This is a genomic window from Novosphingobium sp. RL4 (genome assembly GCF_035658495.1).
In the GTDB taxonomy this organism is placed as follows: Bacteria; Pseudomonadota; Alphaproteobacteria; order Sphingomonadales; family Sphingomonadaceae; genus Novosphingobium.
In genome coordinates, this window is record NZ_CP141944.1 from 3097787 (window position 1) to 3123866 (window position 26080).

Below are 26080 nucleotides of genomic sequence, written 5' to 3' on the forward strand. Positions count from 1 at the left end.
TCAAAACAGATTTCAAAGGGGAATTTCATGGATCGTCGCTCGTTTCTGGGCCAGGCCAGCGTTGCAGCGCTGGTCGCAGGCATGCCGGCCGGGCTGGCCGCCGCCAGCAACGGATCGCGCAATGGCGACGCTGCTCTCAGAGCCCTGCTGGACCGGATTTTCGCAGACCGCCTGGCAGAAAACCCGGAAGGCGCCACGCGGCTCGGGCTCGACAGCGGCGCGAATGCCGCCCTCAAGTCCCGGCTTTCGGGCCGTTCGACGGCAGACAGTGCACGCGAACTTGCCCGGTCCCGCGCCGAACTCGGAGCGGTGAAGGCGATCGGCAGCAGCGGGCTCGGCGCTGATGCCAAGCTCGATTACGATGTCGTCACCTATCAGCTCGAACGGAGCATCGCCGGGCAGCAAAGCTTCACTTACGGTTCCAGCGGCGGCCGCTTCACACCTTATCTGATCAGTCAGCTCACAGGCGCCTATCAGGATGTGCCTGACTTTCTCGACACCCAGCACCGTGTGAACAGCGCCGAAGACGCGGATGCCTATCTGGCACGGCTCGGCGCATTCGCAACCGTTCTGGATCAGGAAAGCGAGAGACAGCGCGAGGATGCTGCGCGGGGCGTCTATGCCCCCGACTATATTCTCGACACCACGCTCAGGCAGTTCGCCGCCCTTCGGGACAAGTCTGCCGGAGAGACCGGGCTCGTGACGGGGTTCGCGGCCAAACTCGCCAAGGCGAACCTGCCGCCGGAACGTGCGGTGCAAGCCACCCGGATCGTCGAGGATAAAGTGTTCCCGGCGCTCGACCGGCAGCGCGCATTGGTGAACGAACTGCGCGCAAAAGCCGTTCATGATGCCGGTTGCTGGCGGCTGCCCGATGGCGAGGCCTACTATACCGCCGCGGCAGAGGCCGCGACCACGGTTCGCATGAGCGGCGAGGAAATTCATCGCCTCGGCCTTGATCAGGTGGCCGAGATCGGCGGCCGGATCGATGCGATCCTCAAAAAGCAGGGAATGAGCCAGGGCACCGTGGGGGAGCGCCTCGTTGCGCTCAACCAGAGGCCGGACCAGCTCTATCCCAACACCGACGAGGGCCGCGCTTCGCTGCTCGGCGAACTCAACGCGCAGATCGTCAAGATGCAGGCCCGGCTTTCGGAACAATTCGCCACGCTCCCCAAGGCGCCCGTCGAAGTCCGCCGCGTGCCGCCTGCCATCCAGGCCGGCGCGCCGGGCGGTTACTATCAGAACGCCTCGCTCGATGGCTCACGCCCTGCGATCTACTACATAAACCTGCGCGATACTTTCGACCGGCCGAAGTTCGGCCTCGCCACGCTTACGCATCATGAGGCGGTCCCCGGCCATCACCTCCAGGTCATGCTGGCGCTGGAATCGCAGGACATTCCGATGATCCGTCGGCGTGGTGGCTTCAGCGGCTACAGCGAAGGCTGGGCGCTCTATTCCGAGCAACTGGCGGACGAAATGGGGATGTATGAAGGCGATCCGCTTGGCCAGGTCGGCTACCTCCAGTCACTGCTTTTCCGTGCCACCCGTCTCGTAGTGGACTCCGGGATGCACGCCAAGCGCTGGAGCCGCGAGAAGGCGACCGACTATCTGATAGCGACCACCGGCATCGCCCGTGGGCGCAGCCAGGGCGAGATCGATCGCTACACCGTCTGGCCGGGGCAGGCCTGCAGCTACAAGATCGGACACACGATGTGGGTGAAGCTGCGTGACGAGGCCCGCGCGAAGGCCGGTGCGAAGTGGGACCCTCGCGCCTTCCATTCGGTGCTGCTCAAGGGTGCACTGCCGCTCGCCGTGCTCGAACAGCTGGTCAAGGCCCGTTACGCCTGACGCTGACCGGCACAAGGCAAAGCAGGGCAAAAAGAAAACCCCGGTCGCTTGGACCGGGGTTTTTCTTATTTCCAATAATCCGATGCCTTATTCGGCATCTTCCGCCGAGGGACCGACCATCATCTCTTCAGCAAGGCCGGCCGTGCGGGCGCGGATCGCCTTTTCGAGACGGTCGCAGATCTCCACGTTTTCCTTGAGATAGGTCTTGGCGTTTTCACGCCCCTGGCCGATGCGGATCGAATCATAGCTGAACCATGCCCCGGACTTCTCGACGATGCCGGCCTTGACGCCCAGATCGAGGATCTCGCCGATCTTCGAGATACCCTCGCCGTACATGATGTCGAATTCGACCTGCTTGAACGGCGGCGCGACCTTGTTCTTCACGACCTTCACGCGGGTGGCATTGCCGACGATGTCGTCACGGTCCTTGATCTGGCCGGTGCGGCGAATGTCGAGGCGGACCGAAGCGTAGAACTTGAGCGCGTTGCCGCCCGTGGTCGTCTCGGGGTTGCCGTACATGACGCCGATTTTCATGCGCAGCTGGTTGATGAAGATCACCATGCAGCGCGAGCGGCTGATCGAACCGGTCAGCTTGCGGAGCGACTGGCTCATCAGGCGGGCCTGAAGACCGACGTGGCTGTCGCCCATCTCGCCTTCGATTTCCGCGCGGGGAACAAGCGCGGCAACCGAGTCGACCACCAGAACGTCGATCGCGTTCGAGCGCACCAGCGTATCGGTGATTTCGAGCGCCTGTTCGCCGGTATCGGGCTGCGAGACGATCAGTTCATCGATGTTGACGCCCAGCTTCTTGGCGTAGACCGGGTCAAGCGCGTGCTCAGCGTCGATGAAGGCGGCAGTGCCGCCGGACTTTTGCGCTTCGGCGATGACATGGAGCGCGAGAGTGGTCTTGCCCGAGCTTTCCGGCCCGTAGACTTCGATCACACGGCCGCGCGGAAGACCACCGACCCCCAGCGCGATGTCGAGCCCCAGCGAGCCGGTGGAGATCGCCTCGACCTGCATCGCCTCCTTGGAACCCAGCTTCATCGCGGAGCCCTTGCCGAACGCCTTGTCGATCTGCGCAAGCGCGGCTTCGAGCGCCTTCTGACGGTCCATGTTGTCCTTTTCCTTGCCTTCCTGGATCAGCTTGAGCTGAGCAGCCATGTCACTTCCCCTTTGCTACCGGCCTGACCGGAAAGGTCAACGTCGCGGGAAGCTATGTATCGCCTTTGTTCTCACGGAACAAGAGGCGAACACCGGCTTATTTCCTATTTTTAACGCCGCCTGCCGTGCGTGCGAGAACATCCCCGACTTTTTCAGAGAGCTGCTGAACCGAGAAGGGTTTCGGCATGAACCACGCATTGGCGATGCCGATTTCCTTGCGCAGCTGCTCCTCCGCATAGCCCGACATGAACAGCACCGGCAGGTCCGGCGCAATGCGGCGGATCTCCCGCGCCATGGCCGGACCATCGAGCGAGGGCATCACCACATCGGAAACCACCAGGTCGAACCGGCCGCCTTCCTGCACCAGTTCAAGCCCCTCCTCGCCATCGCGCGCGCACGTCACCTCGTAGCCCTGCCGGGTGAGCGCCCGCTCCGCAACGATGCGCACGGGATCCTCGTCCTCCACCAGCAGGATCGTGCCGCCGCCCGCCCACTGGCTGGGTTCCGCCTCCACTTCCTCTACCGGTGCGGGCGCAGCCGCCGCCCCCGGCGCAACATGGTGGACCGGCAGATAGACGACGAAGCGCGTCCCCCTGCCCACTTCGCTCTCCGCGAAGATGAAGCCGCCTGACTGCTTGACGATGCCATAGACCGTCGAAAGCCCGAGGCCGGTGCCCTTGCCCTGCTCCTTGGTGGTGAAGAAAGGCTCGAAGATCTTGCCGAGATGCTCGGGCGGAATACCCCCGCCGGTATCCTCGACGATGAGCGCGGTATAGTCGCCCGCCGGGATGATCTCGCTGCGCATCGCACGCACATCGGTATTGGTGATGCGCCGCGTGGCGAGCGTCAGCGTGCCCGAACCATCGCTGCCCTTGCGCATCTGCATCGCATCGCGCGCGTTGACGGCAAGGTTGACGATCACCTGCTCAAGCTGCGTCGGGTCGGCCCGCACGGGCCCAAGGTCGCGGTCGTGACTGACGACCAGCTGGATTTTCTCGCCGATCAGGCGGCGCAGCATCTGGGAAACGTCCGCCACCACGTCGGGAAGCTGGAGCACTTCGGGCCGCAGCGTCTGCTGGCGGGAGAACGCGAGCAATTGCCGCGTCAGCGACGCCGCGCGATTGGAATTCGCGCGAATTTGCTGGATATCGTCATAGTCGGAATCGCCGGGCGTATGGCGCATCAGCATGAGATCGCAGGTGCCCAGGATCGCCGTCAGCACGTTGTTGAAATCGTGCGCAACGCCGCCTGCGAGCTGGCCAACGGCCTGCATCTTGGTGGCCTGAGCGACCTGCCGCTTGAGCCGCGTTTCCTCCGAAGTATCCGTAAGGCCGAGCAGTACGGCCGCCTCGCCGAGGCCGCGCACGCCGGCCAGGCTGAGCGATACCGGATCGTCAGGCTGACTGGAAAGCCGCACTGCGATATCGCCGGCCGCGGCCGGTCCTTGCGCAAAGCGCCGGATCGCCTCGGACAGCGCCCGCTTGTCATCCCGCACGACCAGGTCGGTAGGATAAGTCGGGGGCGATTGCCCCTCCTGCCCGGCCGCGCGCATGAAGGCGGGGTTTGCGAAAAGCAGCCGGCCGTCCCGGTCGGCCATGGCAAGGCCCAGCGGCAACTGGCTGAGCAGGGCTTCGAGATGCGGCGCAGCAGTTCCACCGCCGCCGCCAGCGCCAATACCCTGTCCCGCCTCCATCACCAGCATCAGCGAAGGGGTGGTGTTGGGATCGGGTTCGACGGGCGAATCCGGATCGGCCACGGGAACGTGATAGAGCACCAGCGGCCCGCCGCGCCCCGTATCGCGCGCCCAGCCGATCCGTTCGCCCTCGTCCTGGCTGATGAGCGAAACGAAATCCAGGCCGGTCATGTCGGCCAGCACGTCTCCGGTCGCGCGCTGGGCAAAGCCCGCGCTCGCTGCGCGGATCATGCCGTCAGGATCGACGAGCGCCGCCGAAATCCCGGCGCGGGCCAGCCCTTTGCCGAGCTTTCCGTCTATCTGCCGGACCAGTTCCCCCACGAGGTCAACCGAGCTGACCGGCTGGATACGCCACACCAGAAAGTCGTCGGCCCGGCCAGAGCGCTGGATTTCCACGCGCCAGTCGGCCGCGTGATCGCCTTCCGAACGCACGTCGGCACGGGCGTGCCCGTCCCGCCAAGCCGCGCGCACGGCATCGGTGAGACGCTCCAGGCCGGCATCGTCCACCGGCAGCCTGGGCGGGGGATTGGCGGTACCGAACCACAGCTCGAAGCTGCCATTGGCGCAGGCGAGGCGCCCGGCCCGGTCCGTCACCACGATCGCAGTGTCGGAACGGTCTATCGCTGCCACCGTAACCGACCAGTCGGGCTGCGCGAATTCGGTCTCTGCCGCTTGCGGGCGGCGGTTGGCCACCAGCCATGCGAGGGCGGAGAAGGCGATCAGCACGGCTACAAGGACGGAGACGAGCAACCCGTCTCCGCTCACCAGCCAGACCAGCGCCGCGCTCGCCACCAGAGCGATCCCGACGACCGCCGTGTCGGAAAGTCCGCCGATGCGCTGCCGGCCTGCGTTCATGCGATTCCTTCCGTACCTTCCGTGTCGCCGGCCTTTTCGGGCGCCGAACCCTCGCCATGGCGGAACAACGAGCGGTGGCGGCGCGCCCGATGCTTGCGCCCGATCCAGTAGCGCCAGAACCACATCGTGAGAAAGTAGCTGACGAACGCGGCCACCACCGACTGGATGAACAGGCCGATCACCACCGCCGGGGCGGTGTCGGAGACAAGCCAGTTGCGCCACTCGGCCAGACCCGCGCCTTCACGCACCATCGCCTCTACCGTCGCGATATCGGCGTGGTACCCGAAGCTGTTGCCGATCGCGACCGCCACGGGGAGAATGATAAGCAGGGTCGTCACCGGATTGCTGATGAAGGTGACGGCGGCAGCCAGCGGAATATTCCCGCGGAACGGCACGCACATCAGCGCTGCGCCCACGATCTGGACTCCCGGAATCAGTGCGAAGATGCCGATGAACATGCCCACCGCCACGCCGCGCGGCACGGACCGGCGGGTAAAGCGGAACAGTTCGGGGCGGCGCGTGAAGGGCGCCGTGAAGCGATTCGCCTCAAGCTGCGCATGCGTGGGCATCTGGCCATGCAGCCAGGCACCCAGGCGGTGCAGCAGCGTGCTCACTTGTGTTCGCGCAGGAGGCGGCCCTGCTCCCGCTTCCAGTCGCGTTCCTTGATCGTGTCGCGCTTGTCGGCCGCGTTCTTGCCCTTGGCGAGCGCCAGTTCGACTTTCGCGCGCCCCCGTCCGTTGAAATAGATCGAGAGCGGCACGAGCGTCATGCCCTTGCGCTCCACCGAGCCTTGCAGACGCGAGATTTCCCGCTCGTGCAGCAAGAGCTTGCGGGGGCGCTTCGGCACGTGATTGTAACGGTTGCCGTGGCTGAATTCGGGAACGTTGGAGTTCACCAGCCAGCATTCGCCGTTCTTGATCTCGGCGTAGGACTCCGCGATCGAACCCTCGCCGAACCGCAGCGATTTGACCTCGGTGCCGGTCAGCGCGATGCCGGCCTCGAAGGTTTCCTCGATGTAGTACTCGAAGCGGGCCCTGCGGTTTTCCGCGACGCTCTTGTGCTTGTCGAATGTCTTGTGTTGCGGACGTGCCATGATGTCCCGGCATGTAGGGATTCGCGCGCAAAAAGGAAACGCCCCGTTTGCGCTCTTTCGTCATGATGTGTGCCACATCCGATCCGTCGCCCGGTAAGGCGTTCGGCTCCCCGGCCCGCCCGGTTGAACGAACCTAAGTAGTTGGCCTTAGATGAATGCAATTTAACGCCTAGTGACCAGTAAATCACCCTTGCAAAGGGGAAATTCCCTCGGAATAACCAAGAACAAATGGGGGATATTTACGTGAGAATGCTGCTCCGGTCGGTTCTGCCGTCCGCCTTGCTTGTTCTTGATCCAGCACATGCCATGGCTGCGCCGGAAGCACCGCCGCTCGATGCCTATGGAGAACTACCTCGAATCGAGGACGTTGCCATTTCACCTGACGGCCAGGCCATCGCCACCGTCGCGCAGGACGAAGGCGATCGCCGCGTCATTGTCATGAAGGACGGCAAGCCCCTGCTGAACGGTTCGTCCGGCAAGACCAAGGTGCGCGCCATCGAATGGGCGGACAGTGATACCGTGTTGCTGACCAACAGCAGCACGGTTTCGCTCTTCGGCTTCGCTGCCGCAAAATACGAACTCAGCGGCACGATCATATTGCCCATGAAGCCGGGCAACGAATCCGGCCTTGTCTTCGCAAAGAACCAGGCCATCGCGAAGACCACGCGAGGCCGCTACGGCATCCGCAACATCGCCGGCCGCACCGTAGGCTATTTCGGCGGCCTCGCGCTCGACGTCGATGGCGGGGAAACCCGCTTCCGCCATGGCCGCGCCACACTCTACGCAGTGGACATACAGACCAATCGGGCGCGGATTGCCGCCGCGGCACCGGCCGAAAATCACTATCGGGACTGGCTGGTCGATGCGGCCGGCAACGTTGCCGTGACCCTGGACATCTCCGAATCCACCGGCGTCTGGAAAATCACCCCGGCCAAGGGACAGGAACTGGCGCGCGGCGTGGACCCGACCGGCGACGTCAGCCTCGTCTCCTTCGGCAAGGGCGGCTCGACCGTGATCTACCAGGTCGAGGACGAGGACGGTAACGACCGCTGGTTCGAAGTCCCGCTGGCCGGCGGCGAGTCCAGGGAAATCCTGAACGATATCGCCATAGAACGGCTGTTCGTCGATCGCAGCACCGGCAACATGATCGGCTACCGGATGTCGGGGGAAAGCCGGAAGACCGTAATGGACGATCCCGCCCACCAGAGTGCGCTGACCCGGATATTCCGCGCGTTCTCCGGCCGCGAAGCCCATTTGGTAGACTGGACACCGGACTTTTCGAAGGTGGTCGTAAGGACCACCGGCAACAAGGACAGCGGCACCTGGTTCCTCGTGGACGTACCCAATCGGCGCGCGGACCCCATCGGCGATGAGCGCCCCAAGATCGCGCCCGAACAGGTCGGCCCGATCTCGCTGGTCAATTATACCGCGCAGGACGGGCTGGAAATGGACGGGGTCCTGACCTTGCCTCCCGGCCGCGAAGCCAAGAACCTCCCGTTGATCGTGCTGCCCCATGGCGGCCCGGCCGCACACGACAAGCCCGAATTCGATTGGTGGGCTCAGGCATTCGCTTCACGCGGATATGCGGTATTCCAACCCAATTTCCGGGGCTCGACAGGGCGATCGGACGCGTTCCGCCATGCTGGCGACGGCGAATGGGGCCGGAAGATGCAGACCGACATTTCGGACGGCGTCGCGGAACTGGCAAAGCGCGGGCTGGTCGATCCGAGGCGCGCCTGCATCGTCGGCGCAAGCTATGGCGGCTATGCGGCCCTGGCGGGGGTCACGCTCCAGAACGGGCTCTATCGCTGTTCCGTGGCCGTTGCAGGCGTCGCCGACCTTCCGATGATGTACAGCACCGATGTGCGGGAGAGCGGCGATTCCAAGATGCTCGGCAAGGCGCTGCGCGAACAGCTCGGCGATCCGAAGCGCTATGGCGAGGTTTCACCGCGCCGGTTCGCCGCGAAGGCCGATGCGCCGGTCCTGCTGATCCACGGCAAGGACGATACCGTGGTCGCCTATCGCCAGAGCCAGGCCATGGCGGAAGCGCTCAAGGACGCGGGTAAGCCTTATGAACTGGTAACGCTTCCGGGTGAGGACCACTGGCTGTCCCGTGAGGAAACGCGCAAACGCATGCTGCTGGAAACCATGCGCTTCGTGCAGAAATACAACCCGGCGGACTGAGCCGTCCAGAAAACCCCAGGTCCCCCGGAGACGATCCGGGGGACCTGGGATATCATGCCTTTGTTCAGAGCAGACCGGCGTGGACCAGCGCTTCGTCCACCGCCGTGCGTGCCTTTTCGCTGCAAGGGACCAGCGGCAGGCGCAGTTCGTTCTCGATCCAGTCATGGACCTGCGCCAGGGCATACTTGCAGGGGCCGGGCGAGCTGTCCTCGAACATCGCATAGTGCAGCGGATAGAGCAGGTCGTTAAGGCGGCGCGCCTCTTCGAGGTCATTGGCCGCGCAGGCCGCCTGGAATTCCGCGCAGAGCTTCGGCGCGACGTTCGCCGTCACCGAGATGCAGCCCACGCCGCCGGCCGCGTTGAACGGCAGGGCCAGCTCATCGTCGCCGCAAAGCTGCACGAAGCCCTTGCCGATCCCCATGCGGTGATCGGTCACGCGCGACAGGTCGCCGCTGGCATCCTTGATGGCGATGAACCGGTCGGGATAGCGCCGCGCGAGTTCGCAAACCGTTTCGGGCAGCAGGTCAGTGACCGTGCGGCCGGGAACGTTGTAAAGCACGATCGGCAGATCGCTGTGTTCGGCAAGGTAGCTGAAGTGGGCCAGCAGACCGTCCTGGCTCGGGCGGTTGTAGTAGGGCGCCACCAGCAGCGCGGCCGAAGCACCGCACTTCTTCGAAAAATTCATGTGCAGCAGCGCATTCATCGTGTCGTTGCTGCCGCAACCCGCGATCACCGGCACCCGGCCCGCGGCCTGTTCGATGCAGACTTCGATGACGCGGTGATGCTCCGCGTTCGAGAGCGTCGAATTTTCGCCGGTGGTCCCACAGGGAACGAGCGCGGAAGAACCCGACTCGATCTGCCAGTCCACGAGTCGCCGAAAAGCCTGCTCATCGAACGCTCCGTCGCGAAACGGTGTAACAAGCGCAGGAATGGAACCCGAGAACATGGACTTTACCTCACCTGATGTTCAATGATCGGGCCAACGGACCCGATGTTCAGCGCCTGATAAGGAGCCTTTTCCCAAAATGTCCAGCATGCAGCGTGCCGCCCCCCTCGTCCTGCTTGCTTCGACCGCCTTGTCTGGCATCGTTTTCGGGAGCCCCGCAGCCGCGCAGGACGGTCGTGAATGGGATCTCGCCAAGGCCCGTGCGATGCAGTCGCACGACATGGTGGTGCACCAGTCGATCGACCGCTGGCGCCAGCTTGTGGCGTCCGATCAGTTCGATTTCGGCAGCTATGCCAGCTTCCTGATGACCTATCCCGGCTATCCGCAAGCCGACAAGATTCGCGCTTCGGCAGAGCGTGCGCTGATAAACCAGTCACCCGACGCCAATTCGGTCGTCTCGTTCTTCAGCCGCTATCCCCCACTCTCCAATCAGGCAGCCGGTCGCTATGCCGCGGCACTGACCACGCTGCGCCGCCCGGATGCGCAAGTGCGTGCCATCGCGGCATGGCGGGGCGGCACGTTGTCACCCAATGATGAAGCGCTGATTCTCGCCACATATCGCGGAACCCTGACCGCCGCCGATCACGACGCGCGGATGGACCGCCTGCTCTGGCAGAGCGAAACCTCCCAGGCCGAACGGCAGGTCTCCTTCGTCTCGGCCGAACGCCGCGCCCTGTTCATGGAACGGCTGGCGATGCTTCAGGGCTCGCCGGCGGGATCGCTCGGCCTCGCGCTGACGCCGCAGATGAATGCCGACGCCGGATATATCTATGCCCGTGCGGTTCAGGCGCGGAAAACCGGCAATCTACCTGCCGAAATCTCGCTCCTGTCCACTCGTCCAACGCTGACATCCCCCGTTCCCGAACCGGAAAAGTGGGTGCGCGAACTGTTGACCGCCGCAAAGGGCGCTGGCGCCGATGCCGCCGTGCGCATCGCCAGCGGGATCGACGATGCCTTTCCGCCCGGCACCGATATCAGCCAGCTCTCCTATCGCCTGCGCGACGATTACACGACGCTTGTCTGGCTGGGCGGCACCAAGGCGCTGTGGCAATTGGGCGATGCCCGCCGCGCCGCTCCGCTGTTCTATCGCTATGGCGCCGCCGCGCAGACGCCCGGCACCCGCTCCAAGGGCTTCTACTGGGCCGGCCGCGCGCTGGCCCGCGCCGGGGACACGGCAGGCGCCAATCGCTACTTCGAGATGGCGGCCGCCTACCCGCACTACTTCTATGGCCAGCTCGCGCTGGAACGCCTGAGCCGTCCCCTGCCCAATCTCGACACCCGCCCCCGCGCCGTACCTACCCCGGCCGAGCGCTCCGCCTTTTTCGCCAAGCCGCTGACCAATGCGGTGCGCGATGTTGCCCGCGACGGCGACTGGCGCACCACCGTCCAGTTCTTCCGGGAGATTTCGGATCAGGCGCAAAGCCAGGCCGACCACGTCCTCGTGGCCGAACTGGCGCAGCAGATCGGCCGCCGCGATCTCGCCGTCATCCTCGGCCAGAGCGCCCATTCCGACGGATACCAGGACTTCGGACAGATCGCCTATCCGCTGATCCCGGTACCGCCGGGCGCGGATTTCGCCATGGTCCACGCCCTCACCCGGCAGGAAAGCCAGTTCGCCCAGAACGCGCTCAGCCACGCCGGCGCGCGCGGCCTGATGCAGCTGATGCCCGCCACCGCGCGCGAACAGGCGGGCAAGCTCGGCATGGCCTACGACCAGAACCAGCTGGTCAGCGACGCCAGCTACAACATCCGCCTCGGCGATGCTTACTTCACCCGCATGCGCAACTACTTCGGCGGCTCGCTGCCGCTGGCAGTCGGCGCCTACAACGCCGGCGCGGGCAATGTGAACAAGTGGCTCGCGGCCAACGGCGACCCGCGCACCGGCGCGGTCGACTGGATCGACTGGCTGGAGCAGATCCCCATCTACGAGACCAAGAACTACATCCAGCGCGTGCTGGAGAACGCCGTGGTCTACGAATCGATGTATCCGAGCCAGTCGGGCTATCGCGGGAATACGCCGCTTACGCAGCTCATCGGGAAGCGGTCGCCGGGGTGAAGTTTTAAAAGCTTCGAGAAGCAGGGGAGCATAGCCTCCCTGCACCCCCAATACCGTCTAGGTCATACCCAGCCTATCCGCTGCGCGCCCATGGTCGCGTCGGGAGACTTATTGGCTGCGCCGCAGGGAGCGCAAAACGTCAAGCCGCGCGCGACTCTGACATTTTGAGGGTCTGGGGGATCATCTCCCAGAACTTCCTCTGTTTAAATGCCCTTCACCCTGAACAGCCCCGCCCCATGCGAAGCAAGCCGCGCCGAAAAGCGCCCTTCGACCTGGCCAAGGTCCTTGCCCTCCCACAAATCCCGCACCGAAGCTCTCCGCCCGAGACCAAGCAGCGAGAGCGCCACGCCCACCTCGCGCGGCTGGTCCGCTACGTTGAACAGCGCCACGTAGCGATCCGCCCCGCCCTCCGCGCGCGCGGTCCAGACCTTGGTGCCGTCATCGAGGAACAGCGGCGCGTTGTCGGTGCTTGACTGGTTCACCGCCAGCACCTCGCGGTTGGTCAGCAGCGCCAGTGTCGGCGCGTCGAGGTGGCGCAGGTCGCCCCCCATGATGAGCGGCGAGCGGGCAATCGACCAGAGCGTCATCAGCGTGCGCTGTTCGTCGGGGGTGAAGCGGGTGTCGCGGTCTCCCAGCGCGAGGCGGCCGAGGGGGAGCATGTCGGCATCGGGCCAGGAGCCGGGACCACGGAACGGCGTCCAGTTTTCGAGGCGGGTGAACTGGGCGTGGAGCTGTGCCCATTCGTCCCAGAAATCGTCGGAAATGCGCCACATCTGTGCGTGCTGGCGAACGTGGGCACCGCGCAGGACCGGGGTCTCGCCGGGGGAGAGGCTGAGCACGATGGGTCGGCCGCAGCGGGCGATGGCCTTGGCAGCGGCCTCGATCTCGGGCGCGTGGGCATCGTATGGTCGGCTCATGTCGTCCATCTTGACGAAATCGACGCCCCAGGAGGCATAGAGTTTGAAGATGCTGTCGTAGTATTCCTGGGCGCCGGGCTTGCTCATGTCGACGCCGTACATGTCGGGGTTCCACGAGCACACGCTGGAGGTGTCGGCGATATCCTGCGCGCGCAGCTTGGTGCCGAGCACCGGAAGGTTGAGCTTCACGGCGTGGCGCGGGATGCCGCGCATGACGTGGATGCCAAACTTCATGCCCATGGCGTGGACCTTGGCGGCCAGCGGCGCAAAGCCCTTGCCGCCTTTTGACGACGGGAAGCGGTTCGGTGCGGGGATCATCCGGCCGTGAGCGTCAAGCGCCGGGACCGGGTTGGCGTTGTAGGTGTAGCTCCTGGCCTCCGGCTCGTACCACTGGATGTCGACGGTGAAGACGTCGTAACCGAAGGGCAGCAACTTGGTGCGCATGATCGCTGCGGTTTCGAGCGCCTGCGCCTCGGTAATGGTCCCGGCGAAGCTGTTCCAGCTGTTCCAGCCCATCGGTGGGCGCGGGGCGAGCGCGGCGCCGGGCGCCGGTTCGAGGATCGCCTGCGGTGCGCCGTTCTGGGCGCCGGCCTTCGCGGCGAGCCCGGCCAGCGGCGCGGAAGCGGCGGCGAGCAAGGCAGTGCGGCGTGAAATATCCATCTTGATCCTCAATTCCCGGTACGTCATTCGCCGCTCTTTTGTCGGACTAATAGACTTCGCGCAAGCCGGTGACGAAGCGGATCAGGGACTTGGCCGGACCGGCAATGCTTTATAAGGATCTCGTCATGAAACCTGCCGGTCCTCCTATCTCGCCTTCAGGCATGGCCGCGCTGCGTGCCCGCTACGACCACCTGCTCGGCAAGGAACGCCCGGAGATCGTCGAGATCGTGTCCTGGGCGGCGGGCAATGGAGATCGCTCGGAAAACGGTGACTATCTCTACGGCCGCAAGCGCATGCGCGAGATCGACCGAGAACTGGGCTACCTCGCCCGCCGCATGAAGGCGCTGCGGGTGGTGAACCCGGCGGACCAGACCGAGCGCGGCAAAGTGTTCTTCGGCGCCACGGTTACCATCGCCGACGAGGACGACAACCACAAGACCCTCACCATCGTCGGCGACGACGAGCAAGACGCTGCCAAGGGCCGGATCGGCTGGAGCGCGCCGATCGCCCGCGCCCTGCGCGGCGCCGCCGTGGGCGACCTGAAGATGGTGCGCCTGCCTTCCGGCGAGAAGGAATGGGAAGTCATGGAAATCGAATACCCGCAAGCCTGATCGTGCCGGCAGCTTGACGGCTGCCTCTGGCCCGATCAGAATTTCTTCATGAAATTTCGCGGCTTCGCTGGCCTCCTCCTGGGTGCGTCCCTGCTCATGACCCTCGGCTGCAAAGGCGATGCCGATGCGACGGGCGCGCCCTTTGCCGCATCGACCGAGCAACCCTCCGGTGCGCCGCTGACCCTGCAAGGGCGAGTGAACGATGCCGCCGGAGCATTGACATCCGATGCCGAGGAACGCCTGACCCGCCTGTCCGAAGCTCTCGAACGCACCACCGGTCATCAACTCGTGGTCGTGACCACACCGTCGCTAGGTGAAAAGACGATCTCCGATTACACCCGGGAACTCGGCAACCGCTGGGGTATCGGCCGGAAGGGCGTGAACGATGGAATCATCGTGCTGGTCGCGCCTCGGGAACGCGGCGCAAGGATCGAGATCGGCAAAGGCATGACCGAGCAACTTCCCGATACGGTTTGCAGTGAAATCATGGAGCAGGAGATGGTGCCGCATTTTCGCAGAGGCGACTATGACGGCGGCCTGGAGGCTGGCGTTTCGGCGCTGATCGCCCGTCTTCACTGAGGCTTTCGGGCGTGCCGCTTTCGTGCCATGAGCCGCCCTCAATGCCTGTCATCCGCTTCCACCACCTGGCCGCCGCCGCTGCCTGCCTCGCTCTGGCCCTGCCCGGTGTTCCGGCGCTCGCACGCGAAAGTCTGGGAATCTACGCCAGTTGGGGGGCATTTCGCGACCCGGTGATCCCGCGTTGCTATGCCATCGCCATGGCCGAACCCAGCACGGCGGCGCGGGAATACCAGCCTTTCGCGGCGATCGGCACATGGCCCCGGCGCGGCGCGCGCGGGCAAGTGCATTTCCGGCTGTCGCGCCGGATCGCGCAAGGCACGCAAGTCACCCTTTCGCTGGGCGGACAGCGCTTCATCCTCGCTTCGGGTGAAGGCGATGCCTGGGGACGCGACGAGCAGGACAATGCCGCCATCGTCGCGGCCATGCGCTCCGCCCCGCGCATGACCGTCACCGCGCGCGACCGGCAGGGCAAACGCTTCGTCAATGCCTGGCCTCTTTCGGGTGCGGCCTCGGCGATGGACGCCGCCCTGATCGGCTGCGCCAAACTGCCATAGGCCGGCTCCGCCACCGCAACGAAAAAGGGCGGGAGCTTTCGCCCCCGCCCTCTCTCCTGCATCTAGATGCGGCTCAGAAGCGAACGCCGACGCCGGCCATGACCTGATGACGGTCAGTGTCGAGGTTGAAGCGGTTGCCGTCCGGAATGTCGCCGGTGTAGTCGAGTTCACCCTTCTCGTAGTTCGAATAGCGGTATTCGAGCTTTACGAAGGCGTTGTTCGTGATCGCCTGCTCGACACCCGCGCCGATCCGCCAGCCGTCGGCATCGATATCGCGGTTCGTCTCGACCGTGCCGACCGCGTTGCGCACGTCGAACTTGGCATTGGTGTAGCCGCCCTTCGCGTAGATCATGGTGCTGGGGGTGACGACGTAGCCGACGCGGGCGCCGACGTAGAGGTCGCGGTTGGCCTTGACGTTGCCGATGCCGAAGCCTTCGAAATCGCCGTCGTTGAACTTCGTCTTGGCGGTCGACCAGGTCACTTCGGCTTCCGGACCGAAGACGAGGTTGCCCGAGCGGAAGTCATAGCCGGCGCCGACGCCATAGGCGAAGCCGTCGATCGACTGGTCGTTGTCGACATTAACGTCGTCATCGACGCTGCTGCCGGCCTTAGTCACATCGTAACCGGCGAGCGCCTCGACGTGGAAGCCGGAGAAAGGCTGGGCCGGGCCGGTATCCTGCGCCATGGCGGGAGCCGATGCGATGGCGGTACCGGCAGCGGTTCCAAGGGCGAGGCAGACGAGAATCTTCTTCATGGGATGCTCCATTCTTGTTTTCTCGGGCGGGCATCCGTTGATGGCGACCGGCCCGTCCGGACTGGTCAAATGATCGTCATGGGGGCTCGGTTTCCTGAACCTAACACAACGAAAACACTGATGTTTTTCGGTCACACTTGATCGACGGAGCGCCCCCGGCAAGCGCCCGGCGGCGGGAACCCGGCAAGCTTTGCGGCAGTTCGCGCGAGCCCCCATGCGCGCGCATCTTCCGTTTTTATCCCGGATGCACTATATGCCCGCCCAATCATGACAGACGCGACCCACACCCTTTCCGGCGCCACCGGCCCAGTTTCCCATTCCGGCGCCCCCATGCCGATCCCGGGCCATATCGACCCCGTGCCGGTGCCCCGCCCCAACCTCGTCGAAGGGGTCACGCCGCGCGAGGACGGCCGGCTGGACCTGATCGGCCTGCAGAAGAAGCGGATCGCGGAACTGTTCGAAAGCGCCGGGCTTGACGCGAAGGCCGCAAAGCTGCGCGCCAAGCAGGTCTACCACTGGCTTTACCACCGTGGCGTCACCGAGTTCGAGGCGATGACCGACATCGCCAAGACCATGCGCCCCTGGTTGGCAGAACGCTTCGTGATCGGCCGCCCGGAAATCGTCGAAGCCCAGCACTCCAGCGACGGCACCCGCAAGTGGCTGCTGCGCACGGCGGACGCCCATGATTTCGAAATGGTGTTCATCCCCGATGCCGATCGCGGCACGCTCTGCGTGTCCTCGCAGGTCGGCTGCACGCTCAACTGCCGCTTCTGCCACACCGGCACCATGCGCCTCGTGCGCAACCTGACGGTGGGCGAGATCGTCGGCCAGGTCATGCTGGCCCGCGATGCGCTGGGCGAATGGCCCAAGGGCCGCATGGACTTCAGCTTCGGCGACGGGATCGACGGCGCGGATGCGGCTGACGACGAAGAGGAAGGCAGCTACACTTCGGACGGCCGCCTGCTCACCAACATCGTGATGATGGGCATGGGCGAGCCGCTCTACAATTTCGACAACGTGCGCGACGCGCTCAAGCTGGTCATGGACGGTGACGGGCTCGCGCTTTCGAAGCGCCGCATCACTCTCTCCACCTCGGGCGTGATCCCGCAGATGGCCCGCTGCGGCGAGGAAATCGGCGTGAACCTGGCCGTCTCGCTCCATGCGGTAACCAAGGAAGTCCGCGACGAGATCGTGCCGGTCAACAAGAAGTACGGCATCGAGGACCTGCTCCAGGCCTGCGCCGACTATCCCGGTGCCTCTAACGCGCGCCGCATCACGTTCGAATACGTGATGCTCAAGGACAAGAACGACAGCGACGCCGACGCGCACGAACTGGTCCGCCTGCTGAAGAAGTACAACCTTCCGGCCAAGGTCAACCTGATCCCGTTCAACCCCTGGCCCGGCGCGCAGTACGAGTGCTCGACGCCGGACCGGATCAGGACGTTCTCGGACATCGTGTTCAAGGGCGGCATCTCCGCGCCGGTCCGCACCCCGCGCGGACGCGATATCGACGCGGCCTGCGGCCAGCTCAAGACCGCCGCCGAAAAGAAGAGCCGCGCCGAACTGGAACGGCTCTACGCCGAGAAGGAAAAGGAACTCGGCTGAGCCGGCGTCGATCCGCACCGTCTCCCGGCTCGCTTTGACAATACGCATTTGGCGTGGGGTCAAAGCGAACCTAGAGAGGACAGAGATCGACAGAGAGGCTCCTGAATGACCCAGATCCTGCCCCCGACTTCGGCCGAAGTCGGCGAGCGCCTGCACGGCATGATCCGCGTGTCCGGCGGCACCTTCACGATGGGCTCGGAAAGGTTCTACCCCGAGGAAGCACCCCTGCGGCGAGTCACTGTCGATCCTTTCTGGATCGACGAAGTGCCCGTCACCAATCGCGAGTTCGCCCGCTTCGTCGAGGCGACCGGCCATGTGACCGTGGCGGAGATCGCCCCTGATCCCAGGGACTATCCCGGCATGTCGCCGGAAATGGCGCAAGCCGGATCGTTGGTTTTCCGCAAGACCGCGACGCCGGTGGATACGGCCAATCCCGCCAACTGGTGGAGCTTCGAATTCGGCGCCTCATGGCGCTATCCCCTCGGACCGGGCAGCGATGTCGATGCGCTTGGTCTTTGGGATCATCCGGTCGTCCATGTCGCCTACGCCGATGCCGAAGCTTATGCGCAGTGGGCGGGCAAGGACCTGCCGACAGAGGCCGAGTTCGAATTCGCCGCCAGGGGCGGTCTCGAAAACGCCGACTATGCCTGGGGTGACGAACTCGCGCCCGACGGCAGGATGATGGCCAATTACTGGCAGGGCCTGTTCCCGTTTGCCAACCAGTGCCTCGACGGCTGGGAGCGCACTTCGCCGGTCCGGTCCTTCCCCGCGAACGGCTACGGCCTTCACGACATGATCGGCAACACCTGGGAATGGACGCGCGACTGGTGGGCCGAGCGCCCGGAAGCGCCGAAGAAATCCGGCGGTTCCTGCTGCGCCTTGAGCAATCCGCGCGGCGGCAAGCTCAAGGACAGCTTCGACCCCGCCCAACCGCTGGTGCGGATCGGGCGCAAGGTCATCAAGGGAGGGTCGCACCTCTGCGCGGCGAACTACTGCCAGCGCTATCGCCCCGCCGCGCGCCATCCCGAGATGATCGACACGGCCACGACGCATATCGGTTTTCGCTGCGTGGTTCGGGAAAGCTGAAGCCTCCGGTTTCGCGGAGGCAGCAGGCCGGGGCGTTACCCCCGGCCATGCTCGATGTCAGCGTGCCAGCGCCAGTGACACCGGAGCGCGGCTGACTTCTTCGACAGGCACGTAATCCGCCGTTTCGCGGAATTCGCCGACTTGCGTGATGACACCCTGGTTCACCGCCCAGATTGCCGCCTGGGTCCGGTTCTGGACCATGAGCTTGCGCAGGATCGCCTTCACGTGGACCTTCACGGTGGCTTCGCTGATGTCCAGCCGATAGGCGATCACCTTGTTGGGATAGCCCATCACAAGGCAGCGCAGCGTATCGATTTCCCGTTCGGAAAGCAGTTCGCTGAGCTGAACCTGCACTTCGGCCTGGCCTTCCGACATGACCTGCTTTTGCGGCAGGTGCTGAAGCAGGGCGCTGGGCAGTACCTTTTCACCCTGGTTAACCAAGCGAAGGGATTCGATGAGCGGCTCGGAACCGATCTCCTTGAGCAGATAGGCATGAGCGCCAAGCTGGAACGCTTCCACCATCTGGCCGAATTCGAATTCGTCGGCCAGCAGCACGGCGCGCATGTAGGGATGCCGATCCTTCAGCGCCGGCAGGCTCGCCAGCAAGTCCCCACAGGTCCCCATGTCAAAAATGGTAAGGCCTATCGGAAGGCCGATCTCTCCGGCGAGAACGTCATCGCAGTCCTTGAAGAACCGTGAACACCTGAACTCGCAGGTATTCAGGATCTTGCAGATTCCCTCTCTGACAAGGGAATTGAAGCCGACAATCGTCACGCAGACTTCTTCGAAATTCGCCATCGTCTTTCTCTCCTTGAATGCGGAAATACGGACGACCCAAAACGTCTTATTGATTTTTTTGAATTACCCTGACGTAACCCGGATGCAGGAGGGAACATCAAGATCTCGATACCTCGAAATCCTGAAATGAACCTTTACGTGACAATCACCGGATGAACAGACCGAGTGGTCAGCCCCCTTGCGTGTCCCCCTTTTAGCCCCACACCATTAGGTACACCACCTTAGAACATATCCTCGTCTTTAAGTCGAGAGGCCGACAGGCGACCTTACCGCTCCGTAAGGATAAATCGTATATTCTTAAAAGAGGCGTATGTTCAGTATGATAACGCCCCTTTCGGAAAGTTCATTTGGCTAGGTAACACGCGAACCGTATAATTCTGGTACAGCCTACCCCGAAAGAGGTATAAAAGATATAAACTCACCCATTTCAATATGTTAACTTTGCGCGCTGTAAATTGCGCAACCGTCAATCGCCACAAAGGTGAATCACCTTCAAGTTCGATGGGCGCCATCATCCGGGATCGCAGCCGGAAATCGGCAGTTTCAGCAAGGCGACTCGGGAATGTCCGGCCTTCTTCCCTCACGAATTTCGGTGCTTGCGCGTATTCGGGCCATCCGCCGCAAAGCCACCAATCGATGCGTTTGCACGCACGCAAGGCCGGCCGGGGCCATGAACCTGCCCGCGGCACCGCCCATCGCCCGAATCCCGTCAATGCCCTGCGGATCGAACAGGCCGTCACCTTACGGGCTGACCGATCGTCAGCTAACGAAGCGCGTCGGAGGTAGCGAAAATCGTTGGCGGGCCACGGTAAATCTCCGTCCCGAAGGCTTCTGGAGGCCCCCATCCCGCAAGCGGACGACAAAGCAGCCGCCCCGGCTACGCTGATTTTTCCAAGTAATGACCGTAATAGATACTCATTACATGACGACTGTCCAAAACGGGTACTTCCGAATACACCGGGATACCTGAAGCGCTGCCTGAAAAATCCGGTTCTTGCGAAAACCGGAATCGCCGTCTGCATCCGCCCCCGGAAGGCCAGGCGGCGTGTGACAAGAAAACGCAGCCGTGACCGGGCCGTTACGACCCAGGCGGCGTGGACGAATTCGGCCTAGGGCGTAAACTCATAAATGGCACCATCGAGGTTTGAGGCAAAATGGCTCAGCGCAAGAAGGGAAGGCGCTGGAATATGTCGATATTTCAAGCCTTCCCGACGCTGCGATGGGCCATTTTGGTCAAATCCATCCGGGACACTCGCAGGCGTGATTAACAGGTCCTGCCCCTAGCGCTCGATCGCGCGCACGAGGATGAAGCCTTCCGCCGCTTCGCAGTAGACGGTCGAACCGCGCAGACGGGCCAGCGCCTCGATCGTGATGAGCGAACGCTCGTCGGGAAAGGGGCGGACCTGGCTTTCGAACATCGCAAAGGCATCGAGCTTGCGTTGCAGCGTGCCGGATATGTCGATGTGCACGTTGGGCACGAAAGGCGGCGTCATCGGCGCCGCGTACCAGTTGGTTTCGGACAGCGTCTCGTAGCAGAGCACCCGTGTCGGCACTTGCCGATCCCGCGGCCGCGCCGCCACCATCGAGGCGAGGAAGGCGAGCTGGTGATCCTGATGGATGTCTCCCAGAAACGGCACGAAGAGCGTGTCGGGCTGCACGTCCCGCACGATCCGGCAGAATGCGGCGTTCAGTTCCGCGGCCGGAACGATGTCGAGCGAGGCGGCCGGGAAATCCAGCATATGCGTGCGGCTCACGCCGATATGAGCATGGGCGCTGCGCATTTCCGCCTGCACTCTCGCCACGCCGTCGGCAGCGAAGGCGGGCGGGCGGCCGCTGGTGATGACCGCCACCTGCACGTCCAGCCCTTCCTCGACCATCCGCGCCATGGTGCCGCCGCAGCCGAGGATTTCGTCATCGGGATGCGGCGCGATGACAAGGACTTTTCCATAGTGCTGCAAAGCCAAGCGCTATCCTTTCAACACGGCGTGAAGCGCAGGCGGCCTGCCCTCCGCCACTTCCCAGTCGACCAGTTCGATCAGGCCCTCGCCGGTCTGCACGGTCAGTACCCCGCCGCCGTTCGCCATGACCTGCCCGGGAAGGGCATGATGCCGCTCCCCGCCCGAAACCGGGCGCGATGACCAGACGGTGATCCTGCGCCCGGCGACATGGGTGAAGGCCCCCGGATAGGGCCGCCCCACCGCGCGGATCAGGCGGTCTATCGCCGAGGCCGGCTGGCGCCAGTCGATCAGCCCGTCCGCCTGGGTGCGCTTCGTCGCCCATGTCGCATAGCGCTCGTCCTGAACCTGCCTCGGCTGATCTCCCGCCGCCAGCACCGGCAGCACCGCGCGCAGCATCGAACGCAGCGCCGCCATGTGCTTGTCGTAAAGCCCCTGCGCGGTCTCGTCCCGCGCGAGATGGAAGTATTGCTGGGCAAGGATGTCGCCGTCGTCCGTGCCTTCGGCGATCCAGAACAGGCTGGAGGCGGAAATCGGCTCGTCGAGCAGGATCGTCCAGGGGATCGCCGCCCGACCGCGCAGACGGGGAAGCGGTGCGGGATGATAGCCGATGGCCCCCTTCGCCGCGATCGAGAGGAATTCCGGCCCGCATATCTGCGACCAGCCGACCACGAAGACATAGTCCGGCGCCTCCGCGCGCACCATGTCCAGCACTTGCGGATCGTTGGTTCGCGCGATGGGAGCCAGCCGCACCCCGTGCCGCCCGGCCAGCACCGAAAGATCGACGATGTCGGAATGCCGCCCGTGAAGCTCGGGCGGCAGCGTGCCGATCATCGTCAGCTCCCATCCCGGTACAGCGACCAGTTCCTCCACCAGCACTTCGGTGCTGCCTACTGCGCCGATTACGACTGCCTTCATCGTCATGACCTTGCGCCCCCGCTCGATCCCGGTCGAAAATTAGCTGGCGATCGCCCGTGAAGTCGCCGCATCGTGCATTCCGGCCGGGCTGCGCGGCAGATCGTCCAGCGGGTCGGGCGCCTCGTGCAGCGTCGCGGGTTCGTTCCAGGGTTCGCGCAGGAGGTCCATCTCGTCGAGCAACTGATGATTGACCTTGCGCACATCGTAGATTTTCTCGACGAGATCGCGCGAACGCGCCGCCATTCCCGCCACCAGTTGCGGAGCATCGACGAAGCGCTGCATCGCCGCCCGCAGAGCGCCGGCGTCGCGCGGCTTCACCAGGAAGCCGTTCTCGCCCTCGATCACCGGCTCCCGGCAACCGGGCATGTCGGTGGTGATGATGGGGCGCCCGGTGGCCATCGCTTCGAGGATCGTGCGCGGCAGCCCCTCGCGATAGTAGGACGGCAGCACGAAGACGGAGCACCCGGCGAGATAGGGCCGCACGTCGCTGGTTCCGGGAATGAACTGCACCGGGAACTGCCGCGCGAGGCGGGCGCATTCCACTTCGTCGATCCCGGTCGGATTGTCCCGCTCGTAATGGCCGAGCACGCAGAATTCGACGTCCGGATGGTCCAGCTTGATCTGCCTTGCCGCCTCAGCGAACTCGTAGATGCCCTTGTCGCGCATGAGCCGCCCCACCAGCAGGAAGCGAAGCCGGTTGCGCGGCAGCGGTTCGAGGTGGAACCTTTCGAGGTCGATACCGGAGCCGGGAACCTGGACCACGTTCTGGCGCGGCGTGACGATACCCAGGTCGATCATGTCCTTGCGGTCGTCGGCGTTGAACACGAAGACGCCGCGCGACCGGCGCACGGCCTCGCGGTAGAGCCGCGCCACCGCCCAGCGCAGCGCCTTGCCGGCGCCGCTCCCCTCGCTGAACACATAGCCGAGTCCCGACATCAGCGCGAAGAAGCGCGGGACGCAGAGCATCCGCGCGGCGATGCCGCCGTAGATGATCGGCTTCTGCGTATAGGCCAGAACGAGATCGGGCTTCTCCGCGGTCATCAGCCGCAGGTAAGCCGAAAGGAGGCTCGCATCCTTCACCGGATTGGTCCCCGTCCGGGCCATCGGCACGATTCGCAGGCCGACCCCCCAGGCCGAAAGGTCCGCCTCGACCGCCGGGTTCCGGTCAGGCGCCACCGCAATCACGTCATGCCCGTTCGCTTTCAGTTCGCGCAGCAGCGCTCCCCTGAAATTCGTGAGCGAATAGGCGAGACTGGACAGGACAAGTACCTTCATTGCGTAATCGAGCCCCAGGCTGACGGACGGTGCCGCTGCGGCGGGTCTGCGCAAGCCCCTCCCCGCGTGACCACCCGTCCTTGTCGACCGAATGATGGCCCCCGGGCCGCTGACCGCAAGCAACCTATCGGCTGATAGCCCATAGAGATGACTGGCGGCGATTAAGGGAGGGGCGGGAACCGGGACTGGCGCTCCATTGGAGGCATAGTTCTGCCCGACAGTCGAAATCGCCCCCTATTCGCAAGAGCCCCGGCAATTACGGCTGATGACTTCATGCACAAGTGCGCGGCCCGAGAATGGTCAATAGATCATGAACGACATGAGGCCCGACTGGGCAGTGGTACGTTTTCTCGCCGGGAAAAACCGCGCGTCACGCCAATACGGCCAAAACAAACGCGGCCGAACAAACGCGAAGGTCGAAACAATGAACCAAACCGCCGCGGGGGCCAGCGCCTCGTCGATGTCCTCCGGTTCCGCGAACAAGTTCCTCCGCGTGCGCAAGTTCGGCTCGTCCGAAGCGCGGTCGCGATCGTCGATCACCCAGTTCAGCCTGCGGCGCGCCTTTCGCAACACGGTGCTGATGACGATCGATTTCGTGGTGGTGGCCCTGACCCTGGCCCTCGCGTTCGAACTCATCGGCAAGACCGGCTTTCCCAAGTCCGACGGCCATCTCGGCGCAATCCTGTCGTTCGGGCTCGTGGTGGTGGGGGTGTTCTACACGGCGGGTCTCTACCGGCGGAGCTGGCGCTATTTCAGCTTTGCCCACGCCATCCAGCTGGCGATGCTGACCGCACCGTCCTTCGCGCTGGCCTGGGTGGCGATCCTGCTGGTTCCCGGCGTCCGCGCCGAGCATGGCCAGCTTCTGCAGATCGCGCTGGCACAGTGGCTGTTCGCGATGTCCGCGCTGTTCTTCGTGCGCGGCGCCCGGCGCGCCCTGCGCGAGAAGCTGACGCAGGGCGCCAAGGCGCTGCCCGCCTTTTCCGACGGCAAGAACCTGCGCGGCGCGCTGCTGGTCGGCTCTCCCGACTGGGTGCTCTCCATCATCGAGATGCTGAAGCGCGAATCGACGCCCAGCCTGTCGATCTGCGGCATCCTGCTGCCTTCGGTGAACGACACGCTGCTGCAGATCGCCAGCGTTCCCGTACTCGGCAGCCACGACGATCTTGCCCATGCCGTGGAGACGCTGGACCTTCAGGGACGGCGCCCATCGCTGGTGATCGCCTGCGACGACGGCACCGACCTTTCCAACCGCGAAATGGCGCGCCTCACCTCGCGCGCGCGCAATCTCGGCCTCGAACTCTCGCGCATTCGCGATGGCTGGAGCCATATCCTCCAGCGGAACCACGGCACATCGCCGGACGAGCTTTCGGTGAAGGACCTGCTTGGCCGCAGCGAATTCACGCTGGAGGGAGAGCAGATCACCAGCCAGATCACCGGCAAGTGCGTGCTCGTCACCGGCGCGGGCGGCACGATCGGCGGTGAACTGTGCTGGCAGCTCGCCAGCTTCCGCCCCTCGCGCCTCGTGCTGGTCGAGCATAGCGAATACCACCTCTACGCCATCGAGATGAAGCTGCGCGAGCAGTTCCCCGATCTCGATGTCCAGCCGGAGCTCTGCAACATCCGCGAGCGGGACGAAGTGCGCCGGGTGTTCGAGAAGCACAGGCCGGTGATCGTCTATCACGCCGCCGCGCTCAAGCATGTGCCCATCGTCGAGGCCAGTCCCTGCGCCGGGGTGCACACCAATATCCTGGGCACCCGGATCGTGGCCGATGCGGTCTGCGAATTCTCGGCCAAGGCGATGGTGCAGGTTTCCACGGACAAGGCGGTGAACCCGGTCGGCATGATGGGAGCGACCAAGCGCGTGGGCGAGCTTTACAGCCAGGCGCTGGACATGTGCGGGGTGGACGATGCCGATGCGCCGCGCTTCATGACCGTGCGGTTCGGCAACGTGCTGGGATCGAGCGGCTCGATCGTGCCGCTGTTCCACCGCCAGCTGCGCGAGGGGCGGCCCCTCACCGTGACGCACCCCGATATCGAACGCTTCTTCATGACCGTGCGCGAGGCGGTCCAGCTTATCCTGCAGAGCAGTTCCGCCGCGCTCAGCCAGAACTCCCAGCGCGGCACGATCTTCGTGCTCGACATGGGCAAGGCGGTGCGGATCGTGGACCTCGCCTACCGGATGATCCGGCTCTACGGGCTTCAGCCGGAGATCGACGTGCCGGTGGAATTCGTGGGCCTGCGCCCCGGCGAAAAGCTCTACGAGGAGCTGTTCGACATCTGCGAGGAACAGCTTCCCTCCGGCATCAAGGGCATCTTCGAGGCGCAGTCCAAGCCGATTCCCCTGCCCTTCATCTCCCGCAGCATCGACCGCCTCGCCCGCGCGGTGGAGCTGGGCGACCATACCGAGGCGCGCCGCATCACGCATACCCTGGTCAAGGTGCCGAGCGGAAGCGCGGGGTTCGAGGTGATCGAGAATGAAAGCCTGTCCGCCCCGCGCGGCGCCGGCGAACCGCTGAAGGCCTGAGGAGATGAAGC

The 26080-nt window shown here is 64.4% G+C and carries 20 protein-coding genes; 9 read left to right on the forward strand and 11 right to left on the reverse strand.

The window, feature by feature from the left end; translation table 11 throughout:
* Positions 1 to 27 precede the first annotated feature (27 nt).
* Positions 28 to 1845, forward strand: a complete 1818-nt coding sequence (locus tag U9J33_RS14970) for a DUF885 domain-containing protein (RefSeq protein ID WP_324696396.1) — start codon at positions 28 to 30, stop codon at positions 1843 to 1845.
* Positions 1846 to 1932: 87 nt separating this feature from the next.
* Here the strand turns inward: U9J33_RS14970 and recA are convergent, their stop codons facing one another.
* The 4 genes from recA to smpB all read right to left on the reverse strand — a co-directional run bounded on the left by recA (position 1933) and on the right by smpB (position 6647).
* Positions 1933 to 3006 (reverse strand): recombinase RecA, encoded by a 1074-nt coding sequence (gene recA, locus U9J33_RS14975; protein WP_054435821.1) that lies wholly within the window; start codon positions 3004 to 3006, stop codon positions 1933 to 1935.
* Between the two features lie 97 nt (positions 3007 to 3103).
* Positions 3104 to 5554 (reverse strand): ATP-binding protein, encoded by a 2451-nt coding sequence (locus U9J33_RS14980; RefSeq protein ID WP_185996876.1) that lies wholly within the window; start codon positions 5552 to 5554, stop codon positions 3104 to 3106.
* Positions 5551 to 6168: a DUF2062 domain-containing protein gene (locus U9J33_RS14985; protein WP_054435820.1), complete on the reverse strand. Its 618-nt coding sequence runs from the start codon at positions 6166 to 6168 to the stop codon at positions 5551 to 5553. The genes U9J33_RS14980 and U9J33_RS14985 overlap by 4 nt, the downstream gene beginning before the upstream one ends.
* On the reverse strand, positions 6165 to 6647 hold the full coding sequence (gene smpB, locus U9J33_RS14990; protein WP_054435819.1) for an SsrA-binding protein SmpB: 483 nt from the start codon (positions 6645 to 6647) through the stop codon (positions 6165 to 6167). Before smpB ends, U9J33_RS14985 begins: the two co-directional genes overlap by 4 nt.
* Before the next feature lie 306 nt (positions 6648 to 6953).
* Here smpB and U9J33_RS14995 point away from each other — a divergent pair, with 306 nt between their 5' ends.
* Complete coding sequence (locus U9J33_RS14995; RefSeq protein ID WP_324696403.1) at positions 6954 to 8831, forward strand: S9 family peptidase; 1878 nt, start codon at positions 6954 to 6956, stop codon at positions 8829 to 8831.
* 64 nt (positions 8832 to 8895) lie between these two features.
* Here the strand turns inward: U9J33_RS14995 and dapA are convergent, their stop codons facing one another.
* Positions 8896 to 9777, reverse strand: a complete 882-nt coding sequence (gene dapA, locus U9J33_RS15000) for a 4-hydroxy-tetrahydrodipicolinate synthase (RefSeq protein WP_054435818.1) — start codon at positions 9775 to 9777, stop codon at positions 8896 to 8898.
* 79 nt (positions 9778 to 9856) lie between these two features.
* Between dapA and U9J33_RS15005 the strand changes: the two genes are divergently transcribed.
* Positions 9857 to 11833: a lytic transglycosylase domain-containing protein gene (locus tag U9J33_RS15005; RefSeq protein WP_185996874.1), complete on the forward strand. Its 1977-nt coding sequence runs from the start codon at positions 9857 to 9859 to the stop codon at positions 11831 to 11833.
* Positions 11834 to 12036: 203 nt separating this feature from the next.
* Here the strand turns inward: U9J33_RS15005 and U9J33_RS15010 are convergent, their stop codons facing one another.
* Complete coding sequence (locus U9J33_RS15010) at positions 12037 to 13410, reverse strand: glycoside hydrolase family 27 protein (protein ID WP_420719886.1); 1374 nt, start codon at positions 13408 to 13410, stop codon at positions 12037 to 12039.
* A 125-nt stretch (positions 13411 to 13535) separates the two neighbouring features.
* Here U9J33_RS15010 and greB point away from each other — a divergent pair, with 125 nt between their 5' ends.
* Genes greB through U9J33_RS15025 form a run of 3 tightly spaced genes read left to right on the forward strand, consistent with a single transcriptional unit; the run spans position 13536 to position 15154 of the window.
* Entirely contained in the window at positions 13536 to 14021 is a 486-nt protein-coding gene (gene greB, locus U9J33_RS15015) for a transcription elongation factor GreB (protein ID WP_132469613.1), read from the forward strand.
* A 48-nt stretch (positions 14022 to 14069) separates the two neighbouring features.
* Complete coding sequence (locus tag U9J33_RS15020; protein ID WP_054435815.1) at positions 14070 to 14600, forward strand: TPM domain-containing protein; 531 nt, start codon at positions 14070 to 14072, stop codon at positions 14598 to 14600.
* Positions 14601 to 14641: 41 nt separating this feature from the next.
* Positions 14642 to 15154 (forward strand): hypothetical protein, encoded by a 513-nt coding sequence (locus U9J33_RS15025; RefSeq protein WP_324696413.1) that lies wholly within the window; start codon positions 14642 to 14644, stop codon positions 15152 to 15154.
* 73 nt (positions 15155 to 15227) lie between these two features.
* Here U9J33_RS15025 and U9J33_RS15030 read toward each other — a convergent pair whose 3' ends face one another.
* Entirely contained in the window at positions 15228 to 15908 is a 681-nt protein-coding gene (locus U9J33_RS15030; RefSeq protein ID WP_054435839.1) for an outer membrane protein, read from the reverse strand.
* A 330-nt stretch (positions 15909 to 16238) separates the two neighbouring features.
* On the opposite strand from U9J33_RS15030, the gene rlmN reads away from it, so the two are divergent.
* A complete protein-coding gene (gene rlmN / locus U9J33_RS15035) occupies positions 16239 to 17513 on the forward strand; it encodes a 23S rRNA (adenine(2503)-C(2))-methyltransferase RlmN (protein ID WP_324699067.1) in 1275 nt (424 codons plus the stop codon).
* Positions 17514 to 17672: 159 nt separating this feature from the next.
* Positions 17673 to 18599, forward strand: coding sequence for a formylglycine-generating enzyme family protein (locus U9J33_RS15040; RefSeq protein WP_324699068.1), 927 nt, complete (start codon positions 17673 to 17675; stop codon positions 18597 to 18599).
* 57 nt (positions 18600 to 18656) lie between these two features.
* Here U9J33_RS15040 and U9J33_RS15045 read toward each other — a convergent pair whose 3' ends face one another.
* The 4 genes from U9J33_RS15045 to U9J33_RS15060 form a co-directional block, all read right to left on the reverse strand.
* The gene (locus tag U9J33_RS15045) at positions 18657 to 19397 is read right to left on the reverse strand and encodes a LuxR C-terminal-related transcriptional regulator (protein ID WP_054435814.1); all 741 of its coding nucleotides are present in this window, start codon (positions 19395 to 19397) and stop codon (positions 18657 to 18659) included.
* A 1280-nt stretch (positions 19398 to 20677) separates the two neighbouring features.
* The gene (locus U9J33_RS15050; RefSeq protein ID WP_054436306.1) at positions 20678 to 21361 is read right to left on the reverse strand and encodes a PIG-L deacetylase family protein; all 684 of its coding nucleotides are present in this window, start codon (positions 21359 to 21361) and stop codon (positions 20678 to 20680) included.
* Between the two features lie 3 nt (positions 21362 to 21364).
* Positions 21365 to 22270 (reverse strand): methionyl-tRNA formyltransferase, encoded by a 906-nt coding sequence (locus U9J33_RS15055; protein WP_324696419.1) that lies wholly within the window; start codon positions 22268 to 22270, stop codon positions 21365 to 21367.
* A gap of 39 nt (positions 22271 to 22309) precedes the next feature.
* Positions 22310 to 23599 carry a glycosyltransferase family 4 protein gene (locus U9J33_RS15060; protein WP_185996871.1) on the reverse strand — a complete coding sequence of 430 codons (1290 nt, stop codon included), beginning with the start codon at positions 23597 to 23599 and terminating at the stop codon, positions 22310 to 22312.
* Positions 23600 to 23969: 370 nt separating this feature from the next.
* Here U9J33_RS15060 and U9J33_RS15065 point away from each other — a divergent pair, with 370 nt between their 5' ends.
* On the forward strand, positions 23970 to 26069 hold the full coding sequence (locus tag U9J33_RS15065; protein WP_324696422.1) for a nucleoside-diphosphate sugar epimerase/dehydratase: 2100 nt from the start codon (positions 23970 to 23972) through the stop codon (positions 26067 to 26069).
* The last annotated feature ends 11 nt before the right edge of the window (positions 26070 to 26080 follow it).